The sequence below is a fragment of the Serratia sp. JSRIV004 genome, assembly GCF_019968705.1.
GTDB lineage: Bacteria > Pseudomonadota > Gammaproteobacteria > Enterobacterales > Enterobacteriaceae > Chania > Chania fonticola_B.
Map to the genome: position 1 here is coordinate 5298992 of NZ_CP074140.1, position 24044 is coordinate 5323035.

The following is a 24044-nucleotide window of genomic DNA, read 5'->3' on the forward strand; positions in this document are numbered from 1 at the left end:
GCCATAAACGCCAAATGTTATGACGATCACACAAATGTAAACAGCATGTTATCAATCATTGATCCATGCAGGTAATTTCATCTTCTCCCCTTTCCAAGATCCCCCGTTTACTGAATACTGGCATGGCAAACATACTTAGTTACAGATATGACGATAAGTTGCCCGGCCACGTTTCAGCCGAGGCGCAGCAATCTGTACATCACATTCTCAGGGAGCGGAAACGCAAGCGCATCATGAATAAACTATTACGACGCATCACTCAGGGCAGCCTGGTTAAACAAATATTGATCGGCCTGGTAGCGGGCATTGTGGTGGCACTGGTTTCGCCAGCCGCAGCAGCAGCCGTTGGCCTGCTCGGCTCGCTGTTCGTTGGCGCGCTGAAGGCGGTGGCACCGCTGCTGGTACTGGTGTTGGTCATGGCCTCCATTGCCAACCATAAGCAGGGCCAAAAAACCAATATCCGCCCCATCCTGTTCCTCTACCTGCTGGGTACCTTTGCCGCCGCGCTGACCGCCGTGGTGATCAGCTTTATTTTCCCCTCAACGCTGGCGCTGGCCGTGGGCACCACCGACATCAATCCGCCGGGTGGCATCGTTGAAGTGCTCAAAGGCTTGCTGATGAGCGTGGTGGCGAACCCATTCCATGCGCTGATCAACGCCAACTATATCGGCATCCTGGCCTGGGCCGTGGGTCTGGGGCTGGCGCTGCGCCATGCCTCTGATAACACCAAATCGTTAATCACCGATATGTCCCATGCCGTGACTATGGTGGTTCGTGCGGTGATCCGCTTTGCGCCGCTGGGTATCTTTGGCCTGGTGGCATCGACCCTGGCCGATACCGGCTTCAGCGCACTGTGGGGCTATGCTCAACTACTGTTCGTGCTGATCGGCTGTATGCTGCTGGTGGCGTTGGTGCTGAACCCGCTGATCGTTTACTGGAAGATCCGCCGTAATCCTTATCCACTGGTGTTCACCTGCCTGCGCGAAAGCGGCGTTACCGCCTTCTTTACCCGCAGCTCCGCAGCCAACATTCCGGTGAATATGGAACTGAGCAGAAAGCTGAATCTGAACGAAGATACCTATTCGGTTTCTATTCCGTTAGGGGCGACCATCAACATGGCCGGTGCCGCGATCACCATCACCGTGTTGACGCTGGCGGCGGTTCATACGCTGGGCATTCCTGTAGATGTGCCGACTGCACTGCTGCTGAGCGTGGTTGCGGCGATCTGCGCCTGTGGGGCTTCCGGCGTGGCCGGTGGTTCACTGCTGTTGATCCCGCTGGCTTGCAACATGTTCGGTATTCCCAATGAAATTGCAATGCAGGTCGTTGCCGTCGGCTTTATCATCGGCGTACTGCAGGACTCGGCTGAAACCGCGCTCAACTCCTCCACCGACGTGCTGTTTACCGCAGCAGCCTGTCAGGCAGAAGACCAGCGTTTGGCCAATGAAGATCCGCTGAAAATTCGCTAAGTCCCCTCACCCCAACCCTCTCCCACAGGGAGAGGGAGCTGTTAGTCCCTGCTCTTTTGCAAGTAGAAAGGCAATCTCAGCAAACTCGATCCCCCCTCATCCAATGAGTCACTACAATTTCAAATCCACTCGATCGGTCCCCTTGTGCGAAAGGGAACTGATAGCCCCTACTATTTCAACTCCAGGAGTAAGAACAAGAAAGGCAAGGTAGTACTCAAAGCAATCAACGAACTCGATCGGTTCCCTCTCCCTGTGGGAGAGGGTTAGGGTGAGGGGTCTGGCACTCTTCATCAGACGCCTTTTTTTCGACCGCAAAAGGATCGATGCCGCGCAGTTGCAGGCGGCGGAAGCGGATAATGTTGAAACCGTTCATCAGCAGGAAACTGCCTTCAATCAGCGAACCCCCGATCGAGCCAAGCCAGATGTTGTGGGTGACCCAACAGGCCGTTGAGCACCACATTACGCAGCGGGTGGTCAAACCCCGGGTGCGGAACAACGCCCAGGTGCTGACGGTCGTACCGCAGATCGGGAGTATTTCGATCCAGTGGTGAAAACGGGATAAACCGATAATGAGCGTGAGGGAGATAAAGATCCACATCACCCATAGGCTGCGAGTCTTCATCGAAACCAGGTTGCGGCAGGCGCTAAGCAGTGCGCTACTCCCTGCGGCATTCGCCCCCATCAGGATAAAGTGAATGCCGATAATCAGGCTGTAGCCCGACAGCTGCAGTTTGAAACGCTGGTCATCGCGATTAAAAAAGCTGGTGATACCGACCAAAAAAGCCAGCACGCCAACAGACTGCGCAAACCAATAAAACGTCATTAGGGAGATCCTGGGGCGGTAGTAGCAAGGCGTTTAAAACAAAACGCCGTTTTATGCTACTCCCGCCGGCTAGGCTTTACAACGTGACACCGCTTTTAAAGATCGCCAACTCGCGGAAATCATTCACTTCATTACGCGCCGGTGCCCCATCGGCAATGTCCACGATCAGATCGACAAACTGCTCCAGCATCTGCACCATCGGCAAGCCGTGGATCAGGCGGCCTGCGTCAAAATCGATCCAGTGCGGCTTCTTCGCTGCCAGCTCCGAGTTGGTCGCCAGCTTCACCGTTGGCACAAAGCCACCGTAAGGCGTCCCCCGCCCGGTGCTGAACAGCACCATATGGCACCCGGCTCCCGCCAGCGCGCTGGTAGCGACCGCATCATTGCCCGGCGCACTCAGCAGGTTCAGCCCCGGCAGACGCAGGCGTTCACCGTATTTCAACACGTCCACCACCTGGCTCTGCCCGGCTTTTTGGGTACAGCCCAGAGATTTCTCTTCTAACGTGGTGATGCCACCCGCCTTGTTGCCCGGCGAAGGGTTCTCGTAAATCGGTTGGTTGTGGGCAATAAAATACTGTTTGAAGTCGTTGACCATGCTGACGGTTTTTTCAAAGGTCTCTTCATCACGGCAGCGGCTCATCAGAATGCGCTCGGCACCAAACATTTCCGGTACTTCGGTCAGCACCGTGGTGCCGCCGTTGGCAATCACATAATCCGAGAAGCAGCCCAATAACGGGTTAGCCGTGATCCCCGATAAACCGTCCGATCCCCCACATTCCAGGCCAAACTTCAGCTCGCTGAGTTTTCCCAGCTGGCGACGATCGTCGCGCATAATCTGGTATAACGCATGCAAATGTGCCAATCCGTCGGCAACTTCATCATCCTGTTGCTGGCAGACCATAAAGCGTACGCGCTGCTCATCAAACTCACCCAGGGTACTGCGGAAGGCATCCACCTGGTTGTTCTCACAGCCCAGGCCAATCACCAGAACCGCACCCGCATTAGGGTGACGCACCATATTTTGCAGCATGGTACGGGTATTTTCATGATCCTGCCCGAGCTGTGAGCAGCCGAAGGGGTGGCTGAACAGATGCACGCCGTCGATCCCTTCTGCTTCCCCGGTTTCCTTCAGAAAACGCTGCAGGATCTGACGGGCGATGCCGTTTACACAGCCCACGGTCGGGATGATCCACAGTTCGTTGCGGATCCCTACCTCACCGTTGCTGCGGCGGTAAATCTGTACGTCACGATCTGCCGCCTGCGCCGGTAAGGTCTGGAACTCCGGTTGATACTGGTAGCTATCGAGATCGCTCAGGTTGGTTTTGGCATTTTGCGAATGAATATGTTCGCCCGCAGCAATGGCCTCCAGCGCATAACCGATCGGCAAGCCATACTTGACGATCATCTCACCGGCAGCGATCGGTTCAAGGGCAAACTTGTGCCCCCGAGCAACGTCTTGCGCCAGTGTGATCGCCTGCCCTTCCCAGACAGGCTGGTCACCAGCCGCCAAATCACACAGTGCAACCGCCACATTATCTTTTGCATGGATTTTTATGATGCTTTGCATAAACCAACCTCGAGCTGTAACTACGCTAATTCGATAGCAAAATAGTGTTTGGCATTATCGAAGCAGATGTTTTTCACCATCTCACCCAGCAACGCAATATCCGCCGGTGCTTCGCCATCTTCCACCCAGCGGCCAATCATCTGGCACAGGATACGGCGGAAGTATTCGTGACGCGTGTAGGAAAGGAAGCTGCGGCTGTCGGTCAGCATGCCCACAAAGCGGCTAAGTAGCCCAAGCTGCGCCAACTGCGTCATCTGGCGCTGCATGCCGTCTTTCTGATCGTTAAACCACCAGCCTGAACCAAACTGGATCTTGCCCGGCGTACCTTCCCCCTGGAAGTTGCCGACCATGGTGCCGATCACTTCGTTATCCCGTGGGTTCAGGCAGTAAAGAATGGTCTTCGGCAACGCCCCCTGCTTGGCTTGAGCATCCAGCAGGCGCGACAGTGATTCGGCTACCGGCTGATCGTTAATGGAATCGAAGCCAATATCCGGGCCGATAGTAGTGAACATCCGGCTATTGTTATTACGCAATGCGCCGATGTGGTATTGCTGCACCCATTCGCGGCGCTGATATTCAGCAGCCAGGAACAGCAGGACGGCGGTCTTGAACTGGGCTACCTGCTGTGGCGTTGGCAACTCTCCGCTGAGGCGCTGGGCCAGGATCTTGTCTAGCGTTGCCTCATCGGCCTCGCCGTACATCACCACGTCTAACGCGTGATCCGAAACCTTGCAACCCTGAGCGGCAAAGTGATCCAGGCGTTTTTTCAACGCATCGCACAAATCGCTGAAGCGGCTGATGGACGTGTCTGCGGCGGCTTCCAGCTGTCGCATATAGTCATTAAACCCGGCGGCTTCAATATTGAAGGCCTTGTCTGGGCGCCAGCTTGGCAATACTTTGATATCGAAGCTGCTGTCGGCGGCGATGGCTTGATGGTGGCGCAGATCGTCGATCGGATCGTCGGTGGTGCCCACCATTTTCACCTTCATCTGTTTCATGATGCCGCGAGCGCTGAAAGCTTCCTGCGAAAGCAGTTCATTACCACGCTGCCAGATTTCATCTGCGGTAGTCGGGGAGAGTAGCTTACCGGTGATGCCAAACGGACGGCGCAGTTCCAGGTGTGTCCAGTGATACAGCGGGTTGCCAATGGTATGTGGCACCGTTGCCGCCCAGGCATCAAATTTTTCCCGGTCAGAAGCATCGCCGGTACACAGGCGTTCAGCCACGCCGTTGGTACGCATCGCGCGCCACTTATAGTGGTCGCCCTTCAGCCAGATATCGTACATGTTTTTAAAACGAGTGTTTTCGGCAATCTGTTGCGGTGGCAAATGGCAGTGATAGTCGAAAATAGGCTGATCCGCTGCATAGTCATGATATAGGCGGCGGGCAAATTCACTGTCTAACAAGAAATCATCGCTCAAAAACGTGGCCATAGTGGGTTCCTCACCTTTTATCCTGGCTAACCTTGCTGTCAACTTTCTGAAAGTTATCACACCAATTTATCGTAGAGTCTAGCTAAATTTCACCTGGGTTAACCCATCATGAGGGCTTCCAAATGCCTATTCAAACAACCCCCTATTAAATCAATGCCATATGATGCCAAGCATTATCACTTAAAAAAATAATGGTTTTTGTGATATCACTCAACTTTTAAATCTGTATGACAAGTTATCTTCTCGCCACCCTGCTACTGGTTTATAACCACAGATTAATGGCAACGCGCAGGGCGGCGTCGGTAAGCGGAATACCGGCAACCAGATGAAAGGGAATCACCACCATGACCGCCACGGGCTTGCCGGTGGCCGAAATATTAAGACTGGGAGAGATTTGGGATGCGTAAAATTAAAGGCTTACGCTGGTATATGATCGGCCTGGTGACTATCGGCACCGTGCTCGGTTATCTGACCCGCAATGCGATGTCCGTCGCCGCCCCCTCGCTGGAAGGTTCACTGGGGATCACGACCCAACAGTATTCCTATATTGTTGCCGCCTATTCAGCCTGCTATACCCTGATGCAGCCCGTTGCAGGCTATATCCTCGACGTGCTAGGCACTAAAATCGGCTATGCGATGTTTGCCATCCTGTGGGCCATCTTCTGTATGGGTACCGCGCTGGCCAACAGCTGGGTCGGTCTGGCGATGGCCCGTGGTGCGGTCGGTATGGCCGAAGCGGCGATGATCCCTGCCGGGCTGAAAGCCAGTAGCGAATGGTTCCCGGCCAAAGAGCGCTCCATCGCGGTGGGTTACTTTAACGTCGGCTCCTCGGTGGGCGCGATGCTAGCTCCCCCGTTGGTGGTCTGGGCGATTGTGGCACATAGCTGGGAAATGGCGTTTATCATTACCGGTGTCCTGAGCCTGATCTGGGCCATCTGCTGGCTGATCTTCTATAAACACCCGAAAGACCAGAAGAAACTCAGTTCCGAAGAACGCAGCTACATTCTGGATGGTCAGGAAGCGCACCACCAGACCAGCAATGCCAAGAAGATGTCCGCCTGGCAGATCCTGCGTAATCGCCAGTTCTGGGGTATTGCGTTACCGCGTTTCCTGGCAGAGCCCGCCTGGGGGACCTTCAACGCCTGGATCCCGCTGTTCATGTTCAAGGCTTACGGCTTTAACCTGAAAGAAATTGCCATGTTCGCCTGGATGCCGATGCTGTTCGCCGATTTCGGCTGCATCCTGGGTGGCTATCTGCCGCCATTCTTCCAAAAGCATTTCGGCGTCAACCTGATCGTCTCACGCAAACTGGTGGTCACCCTGGGCGCTGTACTAATGATTGGCCCAGGCATGATCGGCTTGTTCACCAGCCCTTATGTCGCCATCGCCTTACTGTGCATCGGGGGCTTTGCCCACCAGGCACTGTCCGGCGCGCTGATCACCCTGTCGTCGGACGTCTTTGGCCGCAACGAAGTCGCTACCGCCAACGGGCTGACAGGTATGGCTGCATGGACGGCGAGCACCATGTTCGCTCTGGTGGTCGGCGCATTGGCTGACACCATAGGCTTCAGTCCGCTGTTCGCCGCCCTGTCGGTGTTCGATATTCTGGCCGCCATCGTGATCTGGACCGTGCTGCAAAACAAGCCGGTTTCCGAGCTGGAACAGGAGCGATTACAAACGGCAAATGCCAGCAGTTAACCCCCACAGCCCGGCCTTTGTGCCGGGCTTTTCGCATCTGACTCGCTAGCAGCCACAACGGATAAGTGGTATAACAGGTCCTATGGCATCACGCCCTTCTACCACCGAGTATTCACTATGGAATTCACTGAAACCAGACGCCTTTATCAGCAATTGGCCGCCGAACTAAAACGGCGCATTGAGGGCGGGGTCTACCCTGTCGGTGAGAAACTGCCAGCCGAGCGTTATATCGCAGAAGAGATGAACGTTAGCCGCACCGTGGTGCGTGAGGCGATCATCATGCTGGAGGTAGAAGGTTACGTAGAAGTGCGCAAAGGCTCGGGCATCCATGTGATCTCCAACCAGCAGAAGCACCTGGTGGTACCGGGCGAAAGCCTCGAATTCGCTACGTCTGGGCCTTTTGAACTGCTACAGGCCCGCCAGTTGATCGAAAGTAACATCGCCGAGTTCGCCGCCACCCAGGTGACCAAGCAGGATATCGTCCAACTGATGGAGATCCAGGAGCAAGCGCGCAAAGAGGATCGCTTCCGCGATTCGCAGTGGGATCTCAAATTCCATGTGCAGGTCGCGCTGGCGACCCAGAATACCGCCATGGCCACCATAGTGGAAAAAATGTGGGCTCAGCGTGTCAGCAACCCTTACTGGATCAAACTGCACGAACACATCGATGAGCGTTCCATTGCCAGCTGGTGCGACGATCACGATGAGATCCTTAAAGCGCTGATACGTAAAGATCCTCACGGTGCCAAACTGGCCATGTGGCAACATCTGGAAAATACCAAGCAGATGCTGTTCAATGCCACCACCGACGATTTCGAATACAACGCCGATCGCTACCTGTTTGCCGAGAATCCGGTGATCCATTTGGATAACATGGCCACCCCCACCAAATAGGATTTTGGCGTCAAGAAATCGTACCGAATGTCAGGTATTGTAAAAACGGCTGAATCGATCCCGGTACAGCCGCCCACTGCGCGATATTTCCCCAGCGACCGCGTAGATTTCCCTGTTGCCAATCGTGCTATTTTGGTAGAGTTAGCCCACTTTTTTATCGACTGACTTTGGGGTGGAACGCGAATACATGCGCTGGTTGTTTGCCATGCTTATTGCTCTTTCCTGCTGGACCGGTTCGGTCTCCGGCCCAAAGCTCTATGCAGCACAAACCACAGCCTTAGCCTCCGCGTTAAATGCTCAGGCATTACTTGATGAGCATGTGGTTTCCCCCTACGATCAGGATTACCGTCCGCACAGTGAACTCCGCCGCAAGCCCCTCAGCAAACTACTGCTGTCTTTGCCCCGGATGCATTCCTACCCCAGCTCGTTGCAGGCCCCGTCCCAGTCGGTTCCGGCCTATACTTTAGCAACGGATCTGGGCTACCGCCTGTGGCCTCAACCGCAGGCAGATAACCCAGCCCCTAACCGGTTGCGGCAGGTCAATTGGACGCTGAACTTCCCGCAGCAGCAAAGCAGGCTCGGGGGTTGGAAAGAAAGCAACATACTTTACCGTGGCTCGCTAACGTATCACTCATGATCCGGTGTCGCCCCATTAGAACCAAAGAATAAAGCAACACCGTTCATCATCTTCAGCAGCCAGGGCCTCCGCGAGCTTACCGCCCCCAGCCGCTGAACGAAAATAACAATGACGTTTTTAGGAACACCGGATGGATATCATTAAGCAACTATTGGATGCCTTATGGCAGCAAGACTTTGAAACGCTGGCCAACCCCTCGTTGGTCTGGACGCTGTACGTCTTGCTGTTTATGATTTTATTTCTGGAAAATGGCCTGCTGCCCGCCGCCTTCCTGCCGGGTGATAGCCTGCTGATCCTGGTCGGCGTCCTGGTCGCCAAAGGCACCATGAATTTCCCGGTAACCATTCTTATCCTGACCACCGCAGCCAGCCTGGGGTGCTGGGTTAGCTACATACAAGGCCGATGGCTAGGCAATACGCCTACGGTACAGGGTTGGCTAGCTCATCTACCGGCCCATTACCATCAGCGTGCCCACCAGTTGTTCCACCGTCATGGCCTGTCGGCCCTGCTGGTTGGCCGTTTCCTGGCTTTCGTCCGTACGCTGTTGCCTACCATTGCCGGGTTGTCTGGTTTGAGCAACGCACGCTTCCAGTTCTTTAACTGGATGAGCGGCCTGCTGTGGGTTCTGATCCTGGTATCGGTCGGTTTTGCCCTCGGGAAAACCCCGATGTTCCGCAAGTATGAAGACCAGTTGATGTTCGGCCTGATGATGCTGCCACTGGTGCTATTGGTCGCCGGGCTAGTCGGTTCTCTGGTAGTACTGTGGCGTAAAAAGCGCGCCGACCGTGCAGGGAAAGACGCGTGATAGCCAAACGCCCCCGCTGGCAATACGCACTGCTGCTTTCATTGCTATTGCTGGCATTGGCCGCCGTGCTGGCGCCATACATTTTACGTACGGAAAACGAGCTGCGTATTCATGCGGCTCAGCAGGGTCTATCGTTGCCAGATGGTTTTTACGTCTATCAGCGCCTGGATGAACGCGGTATCCGCATCAAAAGCATTACGCCTGAGGGCGATGGCCTTGTGATCCGTCTGGATTCCCCTGAGCAACAGTTGCTGGCCCGCGAAGCCCTGGAAAACATCCTGCCCCCCGGTTATACCATTGCCCTGAACGAGTCTCCTTTCCCCGGCCGCTGGGTGCGTAAATTTGCACGTACGCCACTTGATCTGGGATAATCCCTTCACATTGCAGGGATTGCCTTAGCGGGCGCAGCATACAGCGCCCCTTCACATTGAGCCGAATGAGAAATACCGGCAGTCTCAACTTTTGGGGTTCTACGCAATTTATGACTATGCTGTTTGTCTGCATGGGTCAGCCGCGTAGGCCACCTATCGCACTGTCCCTTGGGCAGCAGGAAACCGGGAGCATCCTTGTTATCTCCCAGCATTAAGGAATTGAAATCATGAAATTACGCCACACTTTGTTACTGGCTATTCCCCTGTTCACTTTTTCTGCGCTTTCACAGGCAGCGGCCGAGACTTGTGCCAGCAAAGCCCAGGAGATCCAGACCCAGATCGATTATGCCACTAAACACGGCAACAGCCACCGCGTGGCAGGCCTGCAAAAAGCCCTGAGCGAAGTACAAACCCACTGCACCGAGTCCGGTTTACAAGCCGATCGCCAGAAGAAGATTGCTGATAAGCAGGAGAAAGTGGCCGAGCGTGAGCAGGAGCTGAAAGAGGCTCAGGAAACCGGCAAGGCAGATAAAATCGCCAACAAACAGAGAAAGCTGGCAGAAGCTCAGGCTGAGCTGAAAGCCGCGCAGGCCGAATAATTTTTTATATTAGCGGATTTATCGCTAAGAGCCCCATCTGGCGGGATTTTACCAGCCTATAATGACATTGGTTAGTGATATCCACCGGGGATAAGCCCTTTGCTTAAGTGAATAAATCCGCTATGTTAAAAGTCTGTCGAAGTTAATGTTAAGGAGTTATCGAAATGGCACATGATTCACATGCAGAAAATTTACGCGCTGAACTGAAGTCCCTGGCCGATACGCTGGAAGAAGTGCTGAACTCTTCCACCGATAAACCTAAAGCTGAACTGGACAAACTGCGCTCCAAAGCAGAAGGCGCACTGAAAGAAACCCGTGCCCGTCTGAGCGATGCTGGTGACAAACTGGCTCACCAAACCAAGCAGATGGCTGGCCAGGCCGATGATTACGTGCGTGAAAACCCGTGGACCGGTATCGGTATCGGCGCCGCGGTTGGCGTGGTGTTAGGCGTTCTGCTCGCGCGCCGCTGATTATGGCAGAGCAGCCGCAAACGCGCGCTCAGGGCCCCGGTAAAGGGGTCCTGGATATCGCCCAACGGATTGTCACCATTATGGTCGGCATGGTGGAAACCCGGGTGCGTCTGGCCGTTATCGAGCTGGAAGAGGAGAAAGCCAACCTCATTCAGTTGCTGATGATGGCGGGGCTTACCCTGCTGTTTACCGCATTCGGCCTGATGAGCCTGTTAATCCTCATCTTCTGGGCCATCGACCCCGCTTATCGCCTGATGGCGTTGGGCACCACTACCGCCGTTCTGCTGTTCCTGGCCGTTGTGGGGCTTGTCTGGACACTGTCCAAGGCTCGCCGTTCGACACTGTTAGGGGCAACACGTCAGCAATTGGAACTCGACCGTGCTGAACTGGAGGAGAAACATGAATCGCCGCCAGTACCGTGAACGCAGAAAAGAGCAACTCATCCGGCAGATCCAGCAACAACGTCTGGATCTGGCCGCCAACAAAAGCCAGTGGCTGCAAAAGACCGAATCCTTTGATCGCAGCTGGCAGACCTTATATGGGCTGCGTAAATATATGGCTATTGGCTCCAGCGTGATTGCGCTGTACGGCATACGCCATCCTAGCAAATTGATCCGCTGGTCACGGCGGGCGCTCAGCGTCTGGGGCACCGTTCGTCTGATCCGTAACACCCTTCCCAAAAAATAACCGCGCCGTAACAGGTTCAATTATCCCGTTGGTAATCCCTTTTATTTACGTGGATTTTATCCAAGCATGCCTTAACAATCGTTAATTAAATGATTTATAACTACTTTTATCGATTTTTTAATATTCAGATTTTTTGAAAAAATACGACAGTTTTACTTGCTAACAACCCGCAGCATTCCCGTCTAACATTCACTCCATCAACCGGACATGGCGGCTACAGGCCCCCTGGCGGTACCAATGCCAAGATTGGCAAGCAACAACACTTTTTGGAGTTAATGATGAAGAAATTAGAAGATGCAGGTTTGCTGGTTGCTCGTATTCTGATGCCAATCCTGTTTATCGTTGCAGGTTACGGCAAAATGGGTGATGCCTATGCTGGCACCCAACAATACATGCAGTCGATGGGCGTACCTGGCTTCTTGTTGCCACTGACCATCCTGCTGGAGTTCGGCGGTGGCCTGGCAATCCTGTTCGGCTTCCTGACCCGTACCGTGGCGCTGTTCACGGCCGGTTTCACCATTCTGACCGCTCTGCTGTTCCACACCAACTTTGCCGAAGGCGTGAACCAGCTGATGTTTATGAAAAACCTGACCATTGCCGGTGGCTTCATCGTGCTGGCGGTTGCAGGCCCTGGTGGCTTCAGCATTGACCGCATTTTGAACAAAAAGTGGTAAGCTTATAGTATCGACGAAAGGCTCGGCTCAACGCCGGGCCTTTTGACTTTTTCTCTCAGACACATTGGAGGATCTCATGGGACAACTCGTTGATGGCGTTTGGCAAGACACCTGGTATGACACCAAATCCACCGGGGGCCGTTTCAAACGTTCAACCTCTCAGTTTCGCAATTGGGTCACGCCGGACGGCGCGGCGGGAGAACATGGCAAGGCAGGTTTTAAAGCCGAGCAAGATCGCTACCATCTGTACGTTTCCCTGGCTTGCCCTTGGGCACATCGTACTCTGCTGATGCGCAAGCTAAAGGGAGTGGAGCAAATCATTCCGATTTCCGTGGTACATCCATTGATGTTGGAAAACGGCTGGACCTTCGGCCAGGATTTCCCTGCTGCAACCGGTGATGCGCTGTATCACTCCGATTTTCTTTATCAGCTCTATCTACGGGCCGATCCGCAGTACAGTGGCCGCGTTACCGTGCCAGTGCTGTGGGATAAACAGCAACAGACCATCGTCAGCAATGAGTCTGCCGATATCATCCGCATGTTCAACAGCGCTTTCGACGCCGTCGGCGCACGAGCTGGAGATTACTATCCGGCAGAGCTGCGTGAAAAGATCGATTCGCTCAACGGCTGGATTTACGATTCGGTGAACAACGGGGTGTACAAGGCCGGTTTTGCTACCAGCCAGGAGGCCTATGACGAAGCGGTGAACGGCGTGTTTGCCTCTTTGGAGCAGTTGGAGCAGATCCTCGGCCAGCACCGTTATCTGACCGGCGATCGACTTACCGAGGCCGATCTCCGCCTGTGGACTACACTGATCCGTTTCGATCCGGTCTACGTCACTCATTTCAAATGCGACCAGCGCCGCATCAGCGACTATCTCAACCTGTACGGCTTCCTGCGCGATATCTACCAGATGCCGGGGATTGCCGAAACGGTGGATATGGCGCATATCCGCAACCACTATTATCGCAGCCATGCCACCATCAACCCCCACGGGATCATTTCGATCGGCCCCGCGCAGGATCTGGATGAACCCCACGGGCGCGATGTACGTTTTGGTTGATTGCAGATTGCTGCGAGTCAGGGGAGCCGGCAATCGCAGTTCCCCTGACTCACACAAGGCGAAAATGCGAAGAAGTTACTGATTCTCCTCGCGTGCAAACAGACGCGGGATTTCGCGTAGGAACCAGGATTTAGCCTCGCCCATACTGTCGCGCCGCCAGGCCATGATAATGTCTGCCTCACGGCTATATTCCGGCCCCACCACGCGTAAACGCCCCTGCTCGATATCCTTCTCCACCATCTGATAAGGCATGGTGGCAACCCCCAGCCCAGCCAGCAAAGCGCGGCGCTTATCTTCGATGGTGCTCACCGTCAGGCGCTGCTGTTTATCCAGCAATTGCACCGTCAACACTGGCCGCTCCCGCGCGGTATCCGCCACCGCAATGCCACGGTATTTCACCCGCGTCAGCTCCGACAGCGGCTCCGGCTCCAGGTGGATCGGATGTTCCGGTGCGGCAACGTACACGCTCATCACCTTATACAGCTTGCGGGTGTTGATTTCAGAAGAGGCGCGAAAGTGCATATCCGGCGCAATAACGATATCGGCCCGCCCTTGCTCCAGCCGCTCCCATGCCCCGGCCAACACTTCTGTAAAAATCGAAACCTGAGTATTGGCTTTCAGCGCCAGCTTATCGACCAAAGGGAACAGCTTATAGGCAGGAGATAGCGCTTCGCTGACGATGGTGAGATGGGTTTCCCACCCCCGCGCCAATGCTTCTGCATCTGTCGTCAGCTTGTCCGCCGCCTCGAGCAGTACGCGGCCACGCTCAAGCAGCATGCGACCAACGTTGGTAAATTTGGTGCGATGCCCAGATCGGTCAAACAGCACCACATCCAGTTCTTCTTCCAATTTTTGCATGGTGTAGCTGAGCGCCGAAGGCACTCGCCCCAGTTCATCGGCGGCGGCGGCAAAGCTGCCACGGCGGTCGATCGCATCCATAACCCTAAGCGCTTCAAGCGTTAACGCCCGATCTCTGGCCATCGAAACTCTCTATCAGGAAATTTGAATATACCGACCAGATTAACTGGCTAACAATCCGCCGTCCAGATGCTTACCATCAAGAGATTGAATTTAGAGAGCCGATTGCCATGATCACATGCAGAACAGCACAACAATGCGGGCAAGCTGACTTTGGTTGGCTGCAGGCTCGTTATACCTTTTCCTTTGGCCACTACTTCGATCCCAAGCTGATGGGCTATGCGTCGCTGCGGGTACTGAACCAAGAGGTATTAGCACCGGGTGCCGCCTTCCAGCCACGCACCTATCCCAACGTAGATATCCTGAATCTGATCCTGCAAGGTGAAGCCGAATACCGGGACAGCGACGGCAATACCGTACGCGCGGGTGCAGGAGAGGCGTTATTGCTGGCTACGCAACCGGGGCTTAGCTATAGCGAACAGAACGTCAGCAGCAGCACGCCACTGACCCGGATGCAGCTGTGGCTGGATGCCTGTCCGGAGCGCAGTAACGAACGTGTGCAGCGTTTGAGCCTGCCAGATCAGCCCTATACGCTACTGGCCTCACCAGATGGTGCCCAAGGCAGCCTGCAACTGCGCCAACAGGTCTGGATACATCATTTGAACTTACCGGCGGGAGCACAGCAGACGCTTACTCTGCATGGGCCACGAGCCTATCTGCAATCGATCCACGGTACCGTTGAGGTCAATGGCGACCATCACCAGAGCCAGCGCCTGACCTGTGGAGACGGTGCGTTTATCCGCGAGGAAAACCGTCTCACCATCCAGGCCGAAGCGCCGCTACGTGCGCTGCTGATTGATTTGCCGGTGTAGGGTACAGATAAAGAAAAACCCCGCGCGACTCTCGTCACGCGGGGTTATCTGTATAGAGGGAGCTGACCGGTAAGCCGGGTTCTGTCGTGGACAGTCATTCCTCTAGGCCAGCAATCGCTCACTGGCTCAAGCAGCCTACCCGGGTTCAGTACGGGCCGTACCATGTGAACCCCTATTTGGCCTTGCTCCGGGTGGAGTTTACCGTGCCACGGACTGTTGCCAGCCGCGCGGTGCGCTCTTACCGCACCCTTTCACCCTTACCTGATCCCGCTTGCGCGGGCCATCGGCGGTTTGCTCTCTGTTGCACTAGTCGTAGGCTTGCGCCTCCCAGGCGTTACCTGGCACCCTGCCCTATGGAGCCCGGACTTTCCTCCCCTCCATCTGTCTCCCCCGAAGAGGACGGCAATGAAGCGGCGACTGTCTGGTCAACTCCGGCGCGGATAGTAGCGTTGCTGCGCCAGCAGGTCAACCGCTTTACTGTTCCTGCTGCTCTAGAGCATGTTTATACAGCGCATTTTTCTTCACGCCGTGGATCTCTGCGGTTAACGCCGCCGCCTTTTTCAACGGCAGCTCTTTTTGCAGCAGAGCCAGGGTACGCAGCGCTTCGAGCGGCAAATCGTCCTCCTGCGCCTTGTGCCCTTCCACAATCAGCACCATCTCCCCCCGCCGGCGCATCTCATCTTCCAGCACCCAGGCCAGCAGTTCCCCCACCGGGGCACCGTGAATCGATTCCCAGGTTTTGGTCAGTTCACGCGCCAGCACCACGTAGCGCTGTGGCCCCCACACGGTGACCATGTCCTGCAAACTTTCCAGCAAACGGTGGGTTGATTCGTAGAAAATCAGCGTTCGCGGTTCCTCTGCCAGCGCCAGCAGGGTATCCTTACGGCCTTTGGTTTTGGCTGGCAGGAAGCCTTCGTAGCAGAAACGATCGGAAGCCACACCGGCGGCACACAACGCGGTGGTGGCAGCACAGGCGCCCGGCAGCGGCACGACGCGGATCCCCGCTTCACGGCAACGGCGCACCAGGTGATAACCCGGATCGTTAATCAGTGGCGTGCCTGCGTCACTCACCAATGCTATGCTTTGGCCTTCCTGCAGTTTTGCCAGCAGTTGGTCCGCCTTCTGCTGTTCGTTATGGTCGTGCAGCGCAAACAACCGCGCGCTAATAGCAAAGTGTTGCAGCAGCAACCCGGTATGGCGCGTATCTTCCGCCGCAATCAGATCGACGCTTTTCAGTACCTCTATGGCCCGATGAGTCATATCCCCCAGATTACCGATGGGGGTGGGCACCACGTACAGTGTCGATGCAGAAATAGCTGATTGTTGGTGTTGATTCATTGTTTCATCCGGATTGCCGATTTAATATTGAGCATCTTGAAAAAAACATCACTGGATACAGTATGCTTTCCTCAACATTCCTTCGTACCAAAGCAGGGCGATTAGTACCTGTTGTACTGGCAGCCTTGCTGTTAGCTGGTTGTCCAAGTCAGGTTCCACAAACTCCGCCCTCAAATATCCAGGACGAAGCCAGTGCCAACTCTGATTACTATCTGCAGCAGTTGCAGCAAAGCAGCGATGATAACAAGGCTGACTGGCAATTACTTGCGATTCGCGCATTAACTCGCGAAGGCAAACTGCCACAGGCCAACGAGCAACTGAGCACCCTGCCGCAAAACCTGACGAGTACACAGCAGCTTGAGCGCCAACTATTAAGCGCAGAACTGCAGGTGGCCAACAAGAATTTGAGCGCAGCCCGCGATGCGCTGAATAACATCGACAGCAGCGCGCTGTCACCAAATCAACTGGTTCGCCTGTATCAGGCGCAGATCGCGGCAAATCAGGGCCAAGCCTCACTGCCGCTGATCCGTGCCTATATTGCCCAGGAGCCGTTACTAAGCGGCCAGGCTCATCAGGATAACCTGGATAAAACCTGGCAAACGCTGCTTGGCCTGAAGCCGGCCGACATGAACAGCCTGGTGATTAACGCCAACGAAAACGTGCTGCAAGGTTGGCTGGATCTGTTACGAGTCTATCAGGACAACCGTCAGGATCCCGATCTGCTGAAGGCCGGGATCAAAGACTGGCAGAACCGCTATCCGCAAAATCCGGCGGCGAAAAGCCTGCCAACGCAGTTGAATCAGGTGCTGAATTTCACCCAGGCTTCGACTTCGCATATCGCCCTGCTGCTGCCGCTGAACGGCCAGGCCAAGGTGTTTGCCGATGCGATCCAGCAGGGCTTTAACGCTGCGCAAAGTGGCATCGCACTCACTGCGCCCGTTCAGGCAATGCAGCCGACCAATAACCCTGACCAGACCGCGGCAGCAACGCCAGACAATGCCAACGGTGCCGTAAGCACTTCAGCCCCTGCGGCGGATACAACTCAGGTAGCCGCAGTACAACCCGCTACTCCTGCTCCGGTACCCGTCACTCCAGCCCCGGCAACCGGCGGGCAGGTGAAGGTCTACGACACCACCAGTCAGCCTCTGCCAGCGTTGTTGGCTCAAGCCCAGCAGGATGGCGCTACCCTGGTCGTGGGCCCGCTATTGAAGGCCGAAGTCGATCAACTCGCCACTACCTCGACGACGTTGAACGTGTTGGCACTCAACCAGCCTGAGCAACCGAAGGACAGCCCGAATATCTGTTACTTCGCCCTGTCACCGGAAGATGAAGCCCGTGACGCCGCCCGCCATATCTGGGAACAGCAAAAACGCCAGCCGTTACTGCTGCTGCCACGCGGCTCGTTTGGCGATCGCATTGCCAAAGCCTTCACCGAAGAGTGGCAGAAACTCGGCGGCCAGACCGTGCTGCAGCAAGGGATCGGTTCTGCCGGTGAGCTACGCCAGATGGTCAACAGCGGCGGCATTCGCATGAGCGGCACCCCGGTGGCCTCACAGGCTCCGGCGCAGCAGTCGGTGACTATCGCTGGTCTGACTATTCCAGCGCCACCAAGCGATATCCCGGCCTCTACCGGCGGTGGCGTGGACTCGGTGTATATTGTCGCCACGCAGGACCAGCTGACGCTGATCAAGCCGATGATCGACATGACCACCAGCTCTCGTAGCAAACCTGCCATGTTTGCCAGTTCACGCAGCTATCAGGCCGGTGCTGGCCCGGACTTCCGTCTGGAAATGGAAGGCCTGCAATTCAGTGATATTCCTCTGCTGGCAGGGGCCAATCCACAGTTGCAGCAGCAAGCCACCGCCAAATTCCGTAACGACTATTCCCTGGTGCGCCTCTACGCCATGGGGATGGATGCCTGGACATTGGCCAACCACTTTGCTCAAATGCGCCAGTTGCCAGGATTCCAGATTTCAGGCACCACCGGTGTGCTGACATCTTCACCTAACTGTGTGATCACCAGGAAACTGACTTGGCTGCAATACCGCCAGGGCTCGGTCGTTCCGGTCTCCTGAGTCAACGCGCCAAGGGGGCGGGCTATGAGTTCCAGGCCCGCCAATACCTGGAGCGCGCGGGGCTTACCTTCACCGCCGCCAACGTGGTGGTACGTGGGGGTGAGCTCGATCTCATCATGCGTGATGGTCAAACCTGGGTATTCGTCGAAGTCCGCTACCGACGCAACGCCGCCTTTGGTGACGCAGCGGCCAGCGTGACTTACCGCAAGCAACGGCGATTGCTGCATGCCGCCGCCGTTTGGCTGGCAGGGCGAGGAGCCAGTTTTGACACATCATCTTGCCGTTTTGATGTTTTAGCCATTACCGGTAGCCAGTTAGAATGGATACCCAATGCCTTCAATGCGGATTAAACCCTGTTGACCGGTGTATGCCGGCCCTTTGACCTAGTGGATTAAAACAACGTGCTGGATAGAATCAAAGTCTGTTTTACCGAGAGTATCCAAACCCAGATTGCGGCGGCGGAAGCCTTACCTGACGCGATATCCCGTGCCGCGATGACCCTGGTTCAATCGTTATTGAACGGCAACAAGATCCTGTGCTGTGGCAACGGCACTTCGGCGGCTAACGCTCAGCATTTTGCCGCCTGCATGATCAACCGCTTTGAAACCGAACGCCCCAGCCTGCCCGCGATCGCGCTAAACGCCGATAACGTGGTGCTGACCGCCATCGGCAACGATCGTCTGCATGATGAAATGTATGCCAAACAGGTGCGGGCACTCGGCCACACCGGTGACGTACTGCTGGCGATTTCCACCCGCGGCAATAGCCGTGATATTGTAAAAGCGGTCGAAGCTGCGGTAACGCGTGATATGACCATTGTTGCGCTTACCGGCTACGATGGCGGAGAGTTGGCGGGTTTACTCGGCCAGCAGGATGTGGAGATACGTATCCCCTCTCACCGCAGTGCACGCATTCAGGAGATGCATATGCTTACCGTCAATTGCCTATGCGACCTGATTGATAACACATTGTTCCCCCACCAGGACGATTAAAGGAACTGAGATGAAGCTAAGAGCCACATTTGCAGTGCTGTTCAGCGCCCTACTGTTGCAGGGTTGCGTCGCGGGCGTTGTCGTTGGCAGCGCCGCGGTTGCCACCAAAACGGCGACCGATCCACGCACCGTAGGCACACAGGTCGATGACGGCACGTTGGAAGCCCGGGTCGAAAATGCCATCAGCAAAGATCAGCAACTGAAGAAAGAAGCCCGTGTCGTAGCCACCGCCTATCAGGGCAAAGTGCTGCTGACCGGCCAGGCTCCTACCACCGAGCTCGCCAGCCGGGCGAAACAGATCGCACTTGGCGTCGATGGTGCCGCTGAGGTGTATAACGAAATTCGCCAGGGCACGCCGGTCAGCCTGGGCACCGCCTCTTCCGATACCTGGATCACCACCAAGGTGCGTTCGCAGATCCTGACCAGCGATACCGTCAAATCTTCAAACGTGAAGGTCACTACCGAAAATGGCGAAGTGTTCTTGCTAGGTTTGGTGACACAGCAGGAAGGCCAGTCTGCGGCGCAGATCGCCAGCCAGGTTAGCGGCGTGAAGCACGTGACAACGGCGTTTACCTACGTTAAATAATCTCGTGAGTCGGGTCTTGGGGTGATCCAGATACCCCATAGACCCTGTATCACGATCACTTCAGATCGTTCGCCTTGAGAAATCCTTCGCCACCCAACTGGCGCATCTGACGCATAATCCACTGTTGGCGCTGGATCACGTACCCCGAAGGGGCACCGGCCTTGAAACGATGTGGATTAGGCAGCACCGCCGCCAGCAGGGCCGCTTCCGAGGCCGTCAGACGGCTTGCCGGCTTGTGGAAAAAGTGCTGAGCCGCCGCTTCCACGCCAAAGATACCGTCACCAAACTCGACGATATTCAAGTACACCGTCAAAATACGCCGTTTGGTCCATACCAGCTCAATACCTGCCGTTAGCCCAGCCTCCAGCCCCTTGCGCAGCCAGCTGCGCCCATCCCACAAAAACAGGTTCTTTGCCGTTTGCTGGGAAAGGGTAGAAGCACCACGGATGCGCGTTGGCCGTTTTTCATTATGGCTGATCGCCTTTTCAATAGCCGCCACGTCAAACCCCCAGTGATCGGGGAATTTCTGATCCTCTGCCGCCATCACCGCCAGCGCCATCGAGGGGGCAATATCGTCCATCGCTACCCAGTCGGAATGCGCCACATAGCCGAAATCCCCACTCAGCCAGGCACCGAGCTGCCGCTCCACCATCACCGCAGAAAACGGCACCGGCAGAAAAGCGAATAGAATGATCCCCACCAGCCACAGGCCAATAACCGCAAGAACGCCTCGTTTAAACCAAAACCACAGGCGAACAATCCACGATTTACGAGAAAACCTTATCATTCCACCAGATCCAGCACTCGTGACACCAGCTTATCAATTCCCTGCGCTGCCTCGCCGATCGACTGGGCCAACATGTAGGCCGGGGTCGTGACAACCTTGTTTTCAATATCAACTACGATGTCATCTACCGGGCAGATCACCGGCTCACCGCCCATAGCATCAATCACTTCCCCCAGATCGGGATCGTTACCAATGGTCAATCGCAACGGTTGATCGAGAACTTTCGGCAACAGCGTGGGCGCAATGCACATCAAACCCATTGGTTTGTTTCTCTTATGCATTTCCAGAATAAGCTTAGACAAATCGGGATCCACTGAACATTCCGCCCCTTGCGTGGCAAAGCTGCTCAAATTCTTCGCCGCACCAAATCCACCGGGCACAATCAGGGCATCCAACTGCTCGGCATCGGCCTGTGAAAGCGCCTGAATTTTGCCACGAGCGATGCGCGCCGACTCCAGCAAAACGTTGCGACTCTCTGGCATTTCTTCGCCGGATAAATGATTAATAACATGTAGTTGTGCCTTATCCGGTGCAAAGCAGACCGCTTGCGCACCGGCACGATCCAGAGCCAGCAAGGTGAGCACCGCCTCATGGATTTCTGCCCCGTCATAAACACCACAACCACTCAGCACTACAGCGACCTGTTTCATCGACATTCTCCCAGCCAGGACCGCCGGCAAAGGCAGGCCCAGAGGCGACAAATACTAACTACATCACATATTTTAATGATTCTTCTAACAAGAGCGCTTACATTTGCTATGTTGTTCGCTGTATGATGTATACGAATTTCGTACCACCTGCTCTACCAGAACGCTAAAAACCAATACGCAGGTTAATGATTTCCCTGGTGTTGGCGCAATATTCGCGCACCCCGGCCTCGGCTGGGGTCATTTTTTTTCAGCGTTCTCTACCCAAGCTCGCAGCACCGCCACGTCATTGCGCCACTCCTGCTTCAGCTCATCGACCCATTCTTGCACGTTGTCTTGCCAGGCTGGTAACGTTGGCGTCTGGATCTGCTGGGCCAGCTGTTGCAGATGTTTTAGCCCGACGGAGCCAGCGGCACCCTTGATTTTGTGCCCTTCTTCGGTGATCCCTTTCTCGTCCTTCGCGGTCATGTTGGAATCCAGCACCGCCAGATACCCCGGCATAACCTGTTCAAACATCGCCAGGCTCTGATGGATCAGCTGCGGCCCCACCAGATCCATGTACTGCTCCAGCATTGCGGTATCCAACAACGATTCATTAATCTGCATCGACTTTTGCTCCGTTTTCTTTGTGGTATGTTGGGGTTGATGATCCCAGTAATGTTTGATCATCTTGGTCAAGGCCGGTACCGACAACGGCTTACTCAGCACATCGTCCATGCCCGCTTCAAGATACTCTTTCTTGTCTTTCAGGACATTAGCTGTCAACGCAATCAGCGGCGGCAACGAGCGGCCCGCATAACGCTCGCGCAGCTCACGGGCGATATCCAGCCCGCTCATGTCCGGCAATTGAATATCCAACAGAGCCAGATCGAACTCGTCCGGGTCGAACATGGCTAACGCATCGCTGCCGTTCATGGCTACCGCAACGCTGTTACCCAGCTTCTCCAACACCGAACGCGCCACGATCACGTTCAGTTCGATATCTTCCACCAGCAGGATATGCAACGCCGGTAGCGGCATTTCTTCCACCGCCTGGACCTCATTGACCACTTCGTCCACCGCTGGCGCCTTGATGGTCAAGGTGAAGCAAGAACCGTGCCCTTGTGCGCTGTTTACCGTGATATCTCCGCCCATACTCTGCGCCAGCCGTTTGGAGACCGCCAGACCGATCCCGGTGCCGGTCGCCGGACGCCCGCCGTTCTGGTCTTTGACCTGATAATACATGGCGAAAATCTTGTCTTGCTCATCCTGCGGGATCCCCATGCCTGAGTCTTCAACCTCAAACACGATCTGTTCCTGCTCTTCGCGCCTGACGCGCACCACGATCTGGCCTTGCTGGGTGAATTTCACCGCGTTGCCGATCAGGTTCCACAGGATCTGACGCAGGCGTGTGCCGTCCGTGATGATTTTCTCCGGTAGCGGTAACTCGGGCTCCATCACGAACTGCAGCCCTTTCGGCTGTACCAGCAGGCCGGAGAGGTTCTCCAGATCCGCCAGGAAGCCGGTAAAGTCGACCGGCTGATTGTCCAACTGGACCTTACGCCGCTCGAGTTTATCCATCTCGATGATGTCGTTGAAAATATTACCCAGGGTGATGGCACTGACGTGGATGGTTTTCAAATACTTCAGTTGCTCATCGTTCAGTTCGGTATCGAGCAGAATACGGCTCAGGCCGACGATGCCATTAAGCGGCGTACGAAGCTCGTGGCTGATCGTTGAGATAAAGGTAGTCTTCTCCCTGCTGGCGTTCTCCAGCGCGTCCTGATAGCGCTTACGCTCGGTTATATCGCGGCCAAAGCCCATCAGCCCGTGACGTTTGCCCACGCGGTCGTAAAACGGCACCTTGCGCAGTTCAAAACAGGCCTTGCGACCGTCTGGGTACACCAACCATTGTTCATAGGTCAGGGAGACGTTATGGCGGAATACTTTCTCATCGGTTTCGATGACTTTTTCGGCGATCTCTTTGCTGTAGACATCAAAGGGGGTCAGGCCGATCAGCTGTTTTTCACTCTTGCCGGTCAGCAGTTCCATCGCCCGGTTGCAGCCGGAAAACTCTTTTTCTTCGTTGCGGTAGTAAACCAGATCGGGGGAGGCATCGAGGAAAGAGCGTAGCAATGCTGATTGTTGGCCCAACTCCACCTGCGCCTGTTCGCGCTGCTCCATCTCTTCGGTCAGCTTATCCATCACCTGTTGGCGATCTTGCTCCGCCTTGATACGGTCGGCAATTTCCTGATTGAGCTGGCTGATGTTCTCTTGCATCTGCTGGTTCAGCGCGAGATCGCGATTGCGCATCTCCTCAAGCTTATCCACCAGCCGAGCCAGGCGCTGGCGCGACTCTTCCAGTTGCTCTACCACCACCGAAAGGAAATAAACCGCCCACGGCGTGATCAGTAGACCGAAGAAGATGGAGCGCACCACGTCGATGCTTTCCACTTCACCACGCAACAGCATGGTGACCGCCATCTGCACCACCATCGCCAGTATCACCAGCGCTGAAGCCAGCAACAGTGAAAAGCGCACCAGCCCCAGTTTTACCATCAAATCAACGTAGTACTGGGCTAACACCCGGATTTGCTTCATGAGCCATTCCCAACAGACATAATCTCTCAAATCATACCGTAAAATGCGGTTAAGATAAG

Annotated in this window: 25 protein-coding genes and 1 other RNA gene; 17 read left to right on the forward strand and 9 right to left on the reverse strand. The window is 55.3% G+C overall.

The genetic code is table 11. The annotated features are described in order from the left end of the window. The first annotated feature begins 233 nt into the window (after positions 1 to 233). Positions 234 to 1469 (forward strand): serine/threonine transporter SstT, encoded by a 1236-nt coding sequence (gene sstT / locus KGP21_RS25120; protein ID WP_021806931.1) that lies wholly within the window; start codon positions 234 to 236, stop codon positions 1467 to 1469. A 223-nt stretch (positions 1470 to 1692) separates the two neighbouring features. On the opposite strand, the gene KGP21_RS25125 is transcribed toward sstT, so the two are convergent. The 3 genes from KGP21_RS25125 to uxaC all read right to left on the reverse strand — a co-directional run bounded on the left by KGP21_RS25125 (position 1693) and on the right by uxaC (position 5292). Further along, positions 1693 to 2292 (reverse strand): YgjV family protein, encoded by a 600-nt coding sequence (locus KGP21_RS25125; protein WP_021806932.1) that lies wholly within the window; start codon positions 2290 to 2292, stop codon positions 1693 to 1695. A gap of 76 nt (positions 2293 to 2368) precedes the next feature. Next, positions 2369 to 3859 carry a UxaA family hydrolase gene (locus KGP21_RS25130; protein WP_223536442.1) on the reverse strand — a complete coding sequence of 497 codons (1491 nt, stop codon included), beginning with the start codon at positions 3857 to 3859 and terminating at the stop codon, positions 2369 to 2371. A gap of 20 nt (positions 3860 to 3879) precedes the next feature. Continuing rightward, positions 3880 to 5292: a glucuronate isomerase gene (gene uxaC / locus KGP21_RS25135; protein WP_223536444.1), complete on the reverse strand. Its 1413-nt coding sequence runs from the start codon at positions 5290 to 5292 to the stop codon at positions 3880 to 3882. A 399-nt stretch (positions 5293 to 5691) separates the two neighbouring features. On the opposite strand from uxaC, the gene KGP21_RS25140 reads away from it, so the two are divergent. From KGP21_RS25140 to KGP21_RS25190, 11 genes are all read left to right on the forward strand, one after another. Further along, positions 5692 to 6990, forward strand: coding sequence for an MFS transporter (locus tag KGP21_RS25140; RefSeq protein ID WP_021180651.1), 1299 nt, complete (start codon positions 5692 to 5694; stop codon positions 6988 to 6990). A gap of 117 nt (positions 6991 to 7107) precedes the next feature. Next, the gene (exuR, locus tag KGP21_RS25145) at positions 7108 to 7884 is read left to right on the forward strand and encodes a transcriptional regulator ExuR (RefSeq protein WP_021806934.1); all 777 of its coding nucleotides are present in this window, start codon (positions 7108 to 7110) and stop codon (positions 7882 to 7884) included. Between the two features lie 187 nt (positions 7885 to 8071). Continuing rightward, positions 8072 to 8521: a hypothetical protein gene (locus tag KGP21_RS25150; protein ID WP_094983177.1), complete on the forward strand. Its 450-nt coding sequence runs from the start codon at positions 8072 to 8074 to the stop codon at positions 8519 to 8521. A 130-nt stretch (positions 8522 to 8651) separates the two neighbouring features. After that, entirely contained in the window at positions 8652 to 9326 is a 675-nt protein-coding gene (locus KGP21_RS25155) for a DedA family protein (protein ID WP_021180653.1), read from the forward strand. Continuing rightward, on the forward strand, positions 9326 to 9697 hold the full coding sequence (gene mzrA, locus KGP21_RS25160; RefSeq protein WP_037376329.1) for an EnvZ/OmpR regulon moderator MzrA: 372 nt from the start codon (positions 9326 to 9328) through the stop codon (positions 9695 to 9697). Before KGP21_RS25155 ends, mzrA begins: the two co-directional genes overlap by 1 nt. A gap of 227 nt (positions 9698 to 9924) precedes the next feature. After that, positions 9925 to 10296, forward strand: coding sequence for a DUF1090 domain-containing protein (locus KGP21_RS25165; protein WP_021806937.1), 372 nt, complete (start codon positions 9925 to 9927; stop codon positions 10294 to 10296). 164 nt (positions 10297 to 10460) lie between these two features. Next, a complete protein-coding gene (locus tag KGP21_RS25170; protein WP_021180656.1) occupies positions 10461 to 10766 on the forward strand; it encodes a YqjD family protein in 306 nt (101 codons plus the stop codon). Positions 10767 to 10768: 2 nt separating this feature from the next. After that, positions 10769 to 11188, forward strand: coding sequence for a phage holin family protein (locus tag KGP21_RS25175; protein WP_021180657.1), 420 nt, complete (start codon positions 10769 to 10771; stop codon positions 11186 to 11188). Then, complete coding sequence (locus KGP21_RS25180; RefSeq protein ID WP_021180658.1) at positions 11166 to 11453, forward strand: YqjK-like family protein; 288 nt, start codon at positions 11166 to 11168, stop codon at positions 11451 to 11453. The genes KGP21_RS25175 and KGP21_RS25180 overlap by 23 nt, the downstream gene beginning before the upstream one ends. Positions 11454 to 11731: 278 nt before the next feature. Beyond that, complete coding sequence (locus KGP21_RS25185) at positions 11732 to 12127, forward strand: DoxX family protein (protein WP_024528174.1); 396 nt, start codon at positions 11732 to 11734, stop codon at positions 12125 to 12127. A gap of 76 nt (positions 12128 to 12203) precedes the next feature. Continuing rightward, complete coding sequence (locus KGP21_RS25190) at positions 12204 to 13190, forward strand: glutathione S-transferase family protein (protein WP_218520250.1); 987 nt, start codon at positions 12204 to 12206, stop codon at positions 13188 to 13190. A 75-nt stretch (positions 13191 to 13265) separates the two neighbouring features. Here the strand turns inward: KGP21_RS25190 and KGP21_RS25195 are convergent, their stop codons facing one another. Further along, positions 13266 to 14171: a LysR family transcriptional regulator gene (locus tag KGP21_RS25195; protein ID WP_021180661.1), complete on the reverse strand. Its 906-nt coding sequence runs from the start codon at positions 14169 to 14171 to the stop codon at positions 13266 to 13268. Between the two features lie 107 nt (positions 14172 to 14278). On the opposite strand from KGP21_RS25195, the gene KGP21_RS25200 reads away from it, so the two are divergent. Next, positions 14279 to 14980: a pirin family protein gene (locus KGP21_RS25200; RefSeq protein ID WP_059198975.1), complete on the forward strand. Its 702-nt coding sequence runs from the start codon at positions 14279 to 14281 to the stop codon at positions 14978 to 14980. A 54-nt stretch (positions 14981 to 15034) separates the two neighbouring features. On the opposite strand, the gene rnpB is transcribed toward KGP21_RS25200, so the two are convergent. Both rnpB and rsmI read right to left on the reverse strand, forming a co-directional pair. Next, positions 15035 to 15413, reverse strand: an RNA gene (gene rnpB / locus KGP21_RS25205) — RNase P RNA component class A. Positions 15414 to 15454: 41 nt separating this feature from the next. After that, on the reverse strand, positions 15455 to 16318 hold the full coding sequence (gene rsmI, locus KGP21_RS25210; protein WP_021180663.1) for a 16S rRNA (cytidine(1402)-2'-O)-methyltransferase: 864 nt from the start codon (positions 16316 to 16318) through the stop codon (positions 15455 to 15457). 62 nt (positions 16319 to 16380) lie between these two features. On the opposite strand from rsmI, the gene KGP21_RS25215 reads away from it, so the two are divergent. The 4 genes from KGP21_RS25215 to dolP are packed head-to-tail and all read left to right on the forward strand — an operon-like array spanning position 16381 to position 19971. Further along, a complete protein-coding gene (locus tag KGP21_RS25215; RefSeq protein ID WP_059198976.1) occupies positions 16381 to 18393 on the forward strand; it encodes a penicillin-binding protein activator in 2013 nt (670 codons plus the stop codon). Beyond that, a complete protein-coding gene (locus tag KGP21_RS25220) occupies positions 18390 to 18743 on the forward strand; it encodes a YraN family protein (RefSeq protein WP_172414006.1) in 354 nt (117 codons plus the stop codon). Before KGP21_RS25215 ends, KGP21_RS25220 begins: the two co-directional genes overlap by 4 nt. A gap of 51 nt (positions 18744 to 18794) precedes the next feature. Next, positions 18795 to 19385 (forward strand): DnaA initiator-associating protein DiaA, encoded by a 591-nt coding sequence (gene diaA / locus KGP21_RS25225; protein ID WP_021806942.1) that lies wholly within the window; start codon positions 18795 to 18797, stop codon positions 19383 to 19385. 10 nt (positions 19386 to 19395) lie between these two features. Then, a complete protein-coding gene (dolP, locus tag KGP21_RS25230; RefSeq protein WP_021180667.1) occupies positions 19396 to 19971 on the forward strand; it encodes a division/outer membrane stress-associated lipid-binding lipoprotein in 576 nt (191 codons plus the stop codon). 55 nt (positions 19972 to 20026) lie between these two features. Here the strand turns inward: dolP and mtgA are convergent, their stop codons facing one another. The 3 genes from mtgA to arcB form a co-directional block, all read right to left on the reverse strand. Beyond that, entirely contained in the window at positions 20027 to 20758 is a 732-nt protein-coding gene (mtgA, locus tag KGP21_RS25235) for a monofunctional biosynthetic peptidoglycan transglycosylase (RefSeq protein ID WP_071682622.1), read from the reverse strand. After that, positions 20755 to 21408 carry an isoprenoid biosynthesis glyoxalase ElbB gene (gene elbB, locus KGP21_RS25240; RefSeq protein WP_021806944.1) on the reverse strand — a complete coding sequence of 218 codons (654 nt, stop codon included), beginning with the start codon at positions 21406 to 21408 and terminating at the stop codon, positions 20755 to 20757. Before elbB ends, mtgA begins: the two co-directional genes overlap by 4 nt. Positions 21409 to 21645: 237 nt before the next feature. Then, a complete protein-coding gene (arcB, locus tag KGP21_RS25245) occupies positions 21646 to 23985 on the reverse strand; it encodes an aerobic respiration two-component sensor histidine kinase ArcB (RefSeq protein WP_021806945.1) in 2340 nt (779 codons plus the stop codon). Positions 23986 to 24044: the final 59 nt, after the last annotated feature.

What these genes read in the sequence shown, in the direction of transcription:
- sstT (WP_021806931.1), top strand. Translation starts at nt 234, where the DNA reads ATGAATAAACTATTACGACGCATCACTCAGGGCAGCCTGGTTAAACAA.
- KGP21_RS25125 (WP_021806932.1), bottom strand. Translation starts at nt 2,292, where the DNA reads ATGACGTTTTATTGGTTTGCGCAGTCTGTTGGCGTGCTGGCTTTTTTG.
- KGP21_RS25130 (WP_223536442.1), bottom strand. Translation starts at nt 3,859, where the DNA reads ATGCAAAGCATCATAAAAATCCATGCAAAAGATAATGTGGCGGTTGCA.
- uxaC (WP_223536444.1), bottom strand. Translation starts at nt 5,292, where the DNA reads ATGGCCACGTTTTTGAGCGATGATTTCTTGTTAGACAGTGAATTTGCC.
- KGP21_RS25140 (WP_021180651.1), top strand. Translation starts at nt 5,692, where the DNA reads ATGCGTAAAATTAAAGGCTTACGCTGGTATATGATCGGCCTGGTGACT.
- exuR (WP_021806934.1), top strand. Translation starts at nt 7,108, where the DNA reads ATGGAATTCACTGAAACCAGACGCCTTTATCAGCAATTGGCCGCCGAA.
- KGP21_RS25150 (WP_094983177.1), top strand. Translation starts at nt 8,072, where the DNA reads ATGCGCTGGTTGTTTGCCATGCTTATTGCTCTTTCCTGCTGGACCGGT.
- KGP21_RS25155 (WP_021180653.1), top strand. Translation starts at nt 8,652, where the DNA reads ATGGATATCATTAAGCAACTATTGGATGCCTTATGGCAGCAAGACTTT.
- KGP21_RS25165 (WP_021806937.1), top strand. Translation starts at nt 9,925, where the DNA reads ATGAAATTACGCCACACTTTGTTACTGGCTATTCCCCTGTTCACTTTT.
- KGP21_RS25170 (WP_021180656.1), top strand. Translation starts at nt 10,461, where the DNA reads ATGGCACATGATTCACATGCAGAAAATTTACGCGCTGAACTGAAGTCC.
- KGP21_RS25175 (WP_021180657.1), top strand. Translation starts at nt 10,769, where the DNA reads ATGGCAGAGCAGCCGCAAACGCGCGCTCAGGGCCCCGGTAAAGGGGTC.
- KGP21_RS25180 (WP_021180658.1), top strand. Translation starts at nt 11,166, where the DNA reads ATGAATCGCCGCCAGTACCGTGAACGCAGAAAAGAGCAACTCATCCGG.
- KGP21_RS25185 (WP_024528174.1), top strand. Translation starts at nt 11,732, where the DNA reads ATGAAGAAATTAGAAGATGCAGGTTTGCTGGTTGCTCGTATTCTGATG.
- KGP21_RS25190 (WP_218520250.1), top strand. Translation starts at nt 12,204, where the DNA reads ATGGGACAACTCGTTGATGGCGTTTGGCAAGACACCTGGTATGACACC.
- KGP21_RS25195 (WP_021180661.1), bottom strand. Translation starts at nt 14,171, where the DNA reads ATGGCCAGAGATCGGGCGTTAACGCTTGAAGCGCTTAGGGTTATGGAT.
- KGP21_RS25200 (WP_059198975.1), top strand. Translation starts at nt 14,279, where the DNA reads ATGATCACATGCAGAACAGCACAACAATGCGGGCAAGCTGACTTTGGT.
- rsmI (WP_021180663.1), bottom strand. Translation starts at nt 16,318, where the DNA reads ATGAATCAACACCAACAATCAGCTATTTCTGCATCGACACTGTACGTG.
- KGP21_RS25215 (WP_059198976.1), top strand. Translation starts at nt 16,381, where the DNA reads ATGCTTTCCTCAACATTCCTTCGTACCAAAGCAGGGCGATTAGTACCT.
- dolP (WP_021180667.1), top strand. Translation starts at nt 19,396, where the DNA reads ATGAAGCTAAGAGCCACATTTGCAGTGCTGTTCAGCGCCCTACTGTTG.
- mtgA (WP_071682622.1), bottom strand. Translation starts at nt 20,758, where the DNA reads ATGATAAGGTTTTCTCGTAAATCGTGGATTGTTCGCCTGTGGTTTTGG.
- elbB (WP_021806944.1), bottom strand. Translation starts at nt 21,408, where the DNA reads ATGAAACAGGTCGCTGTAGTGCTGAGTGGTTGTGGTGTTTATGACGGG.
- arcB (WP_021806945.1), bottom strand. Translation starts at nt 23,985, where the DNA reads ATGAAGCAAATCCGGGTGTTAGCCCAGTACTACGTTGATTTGATGGTA.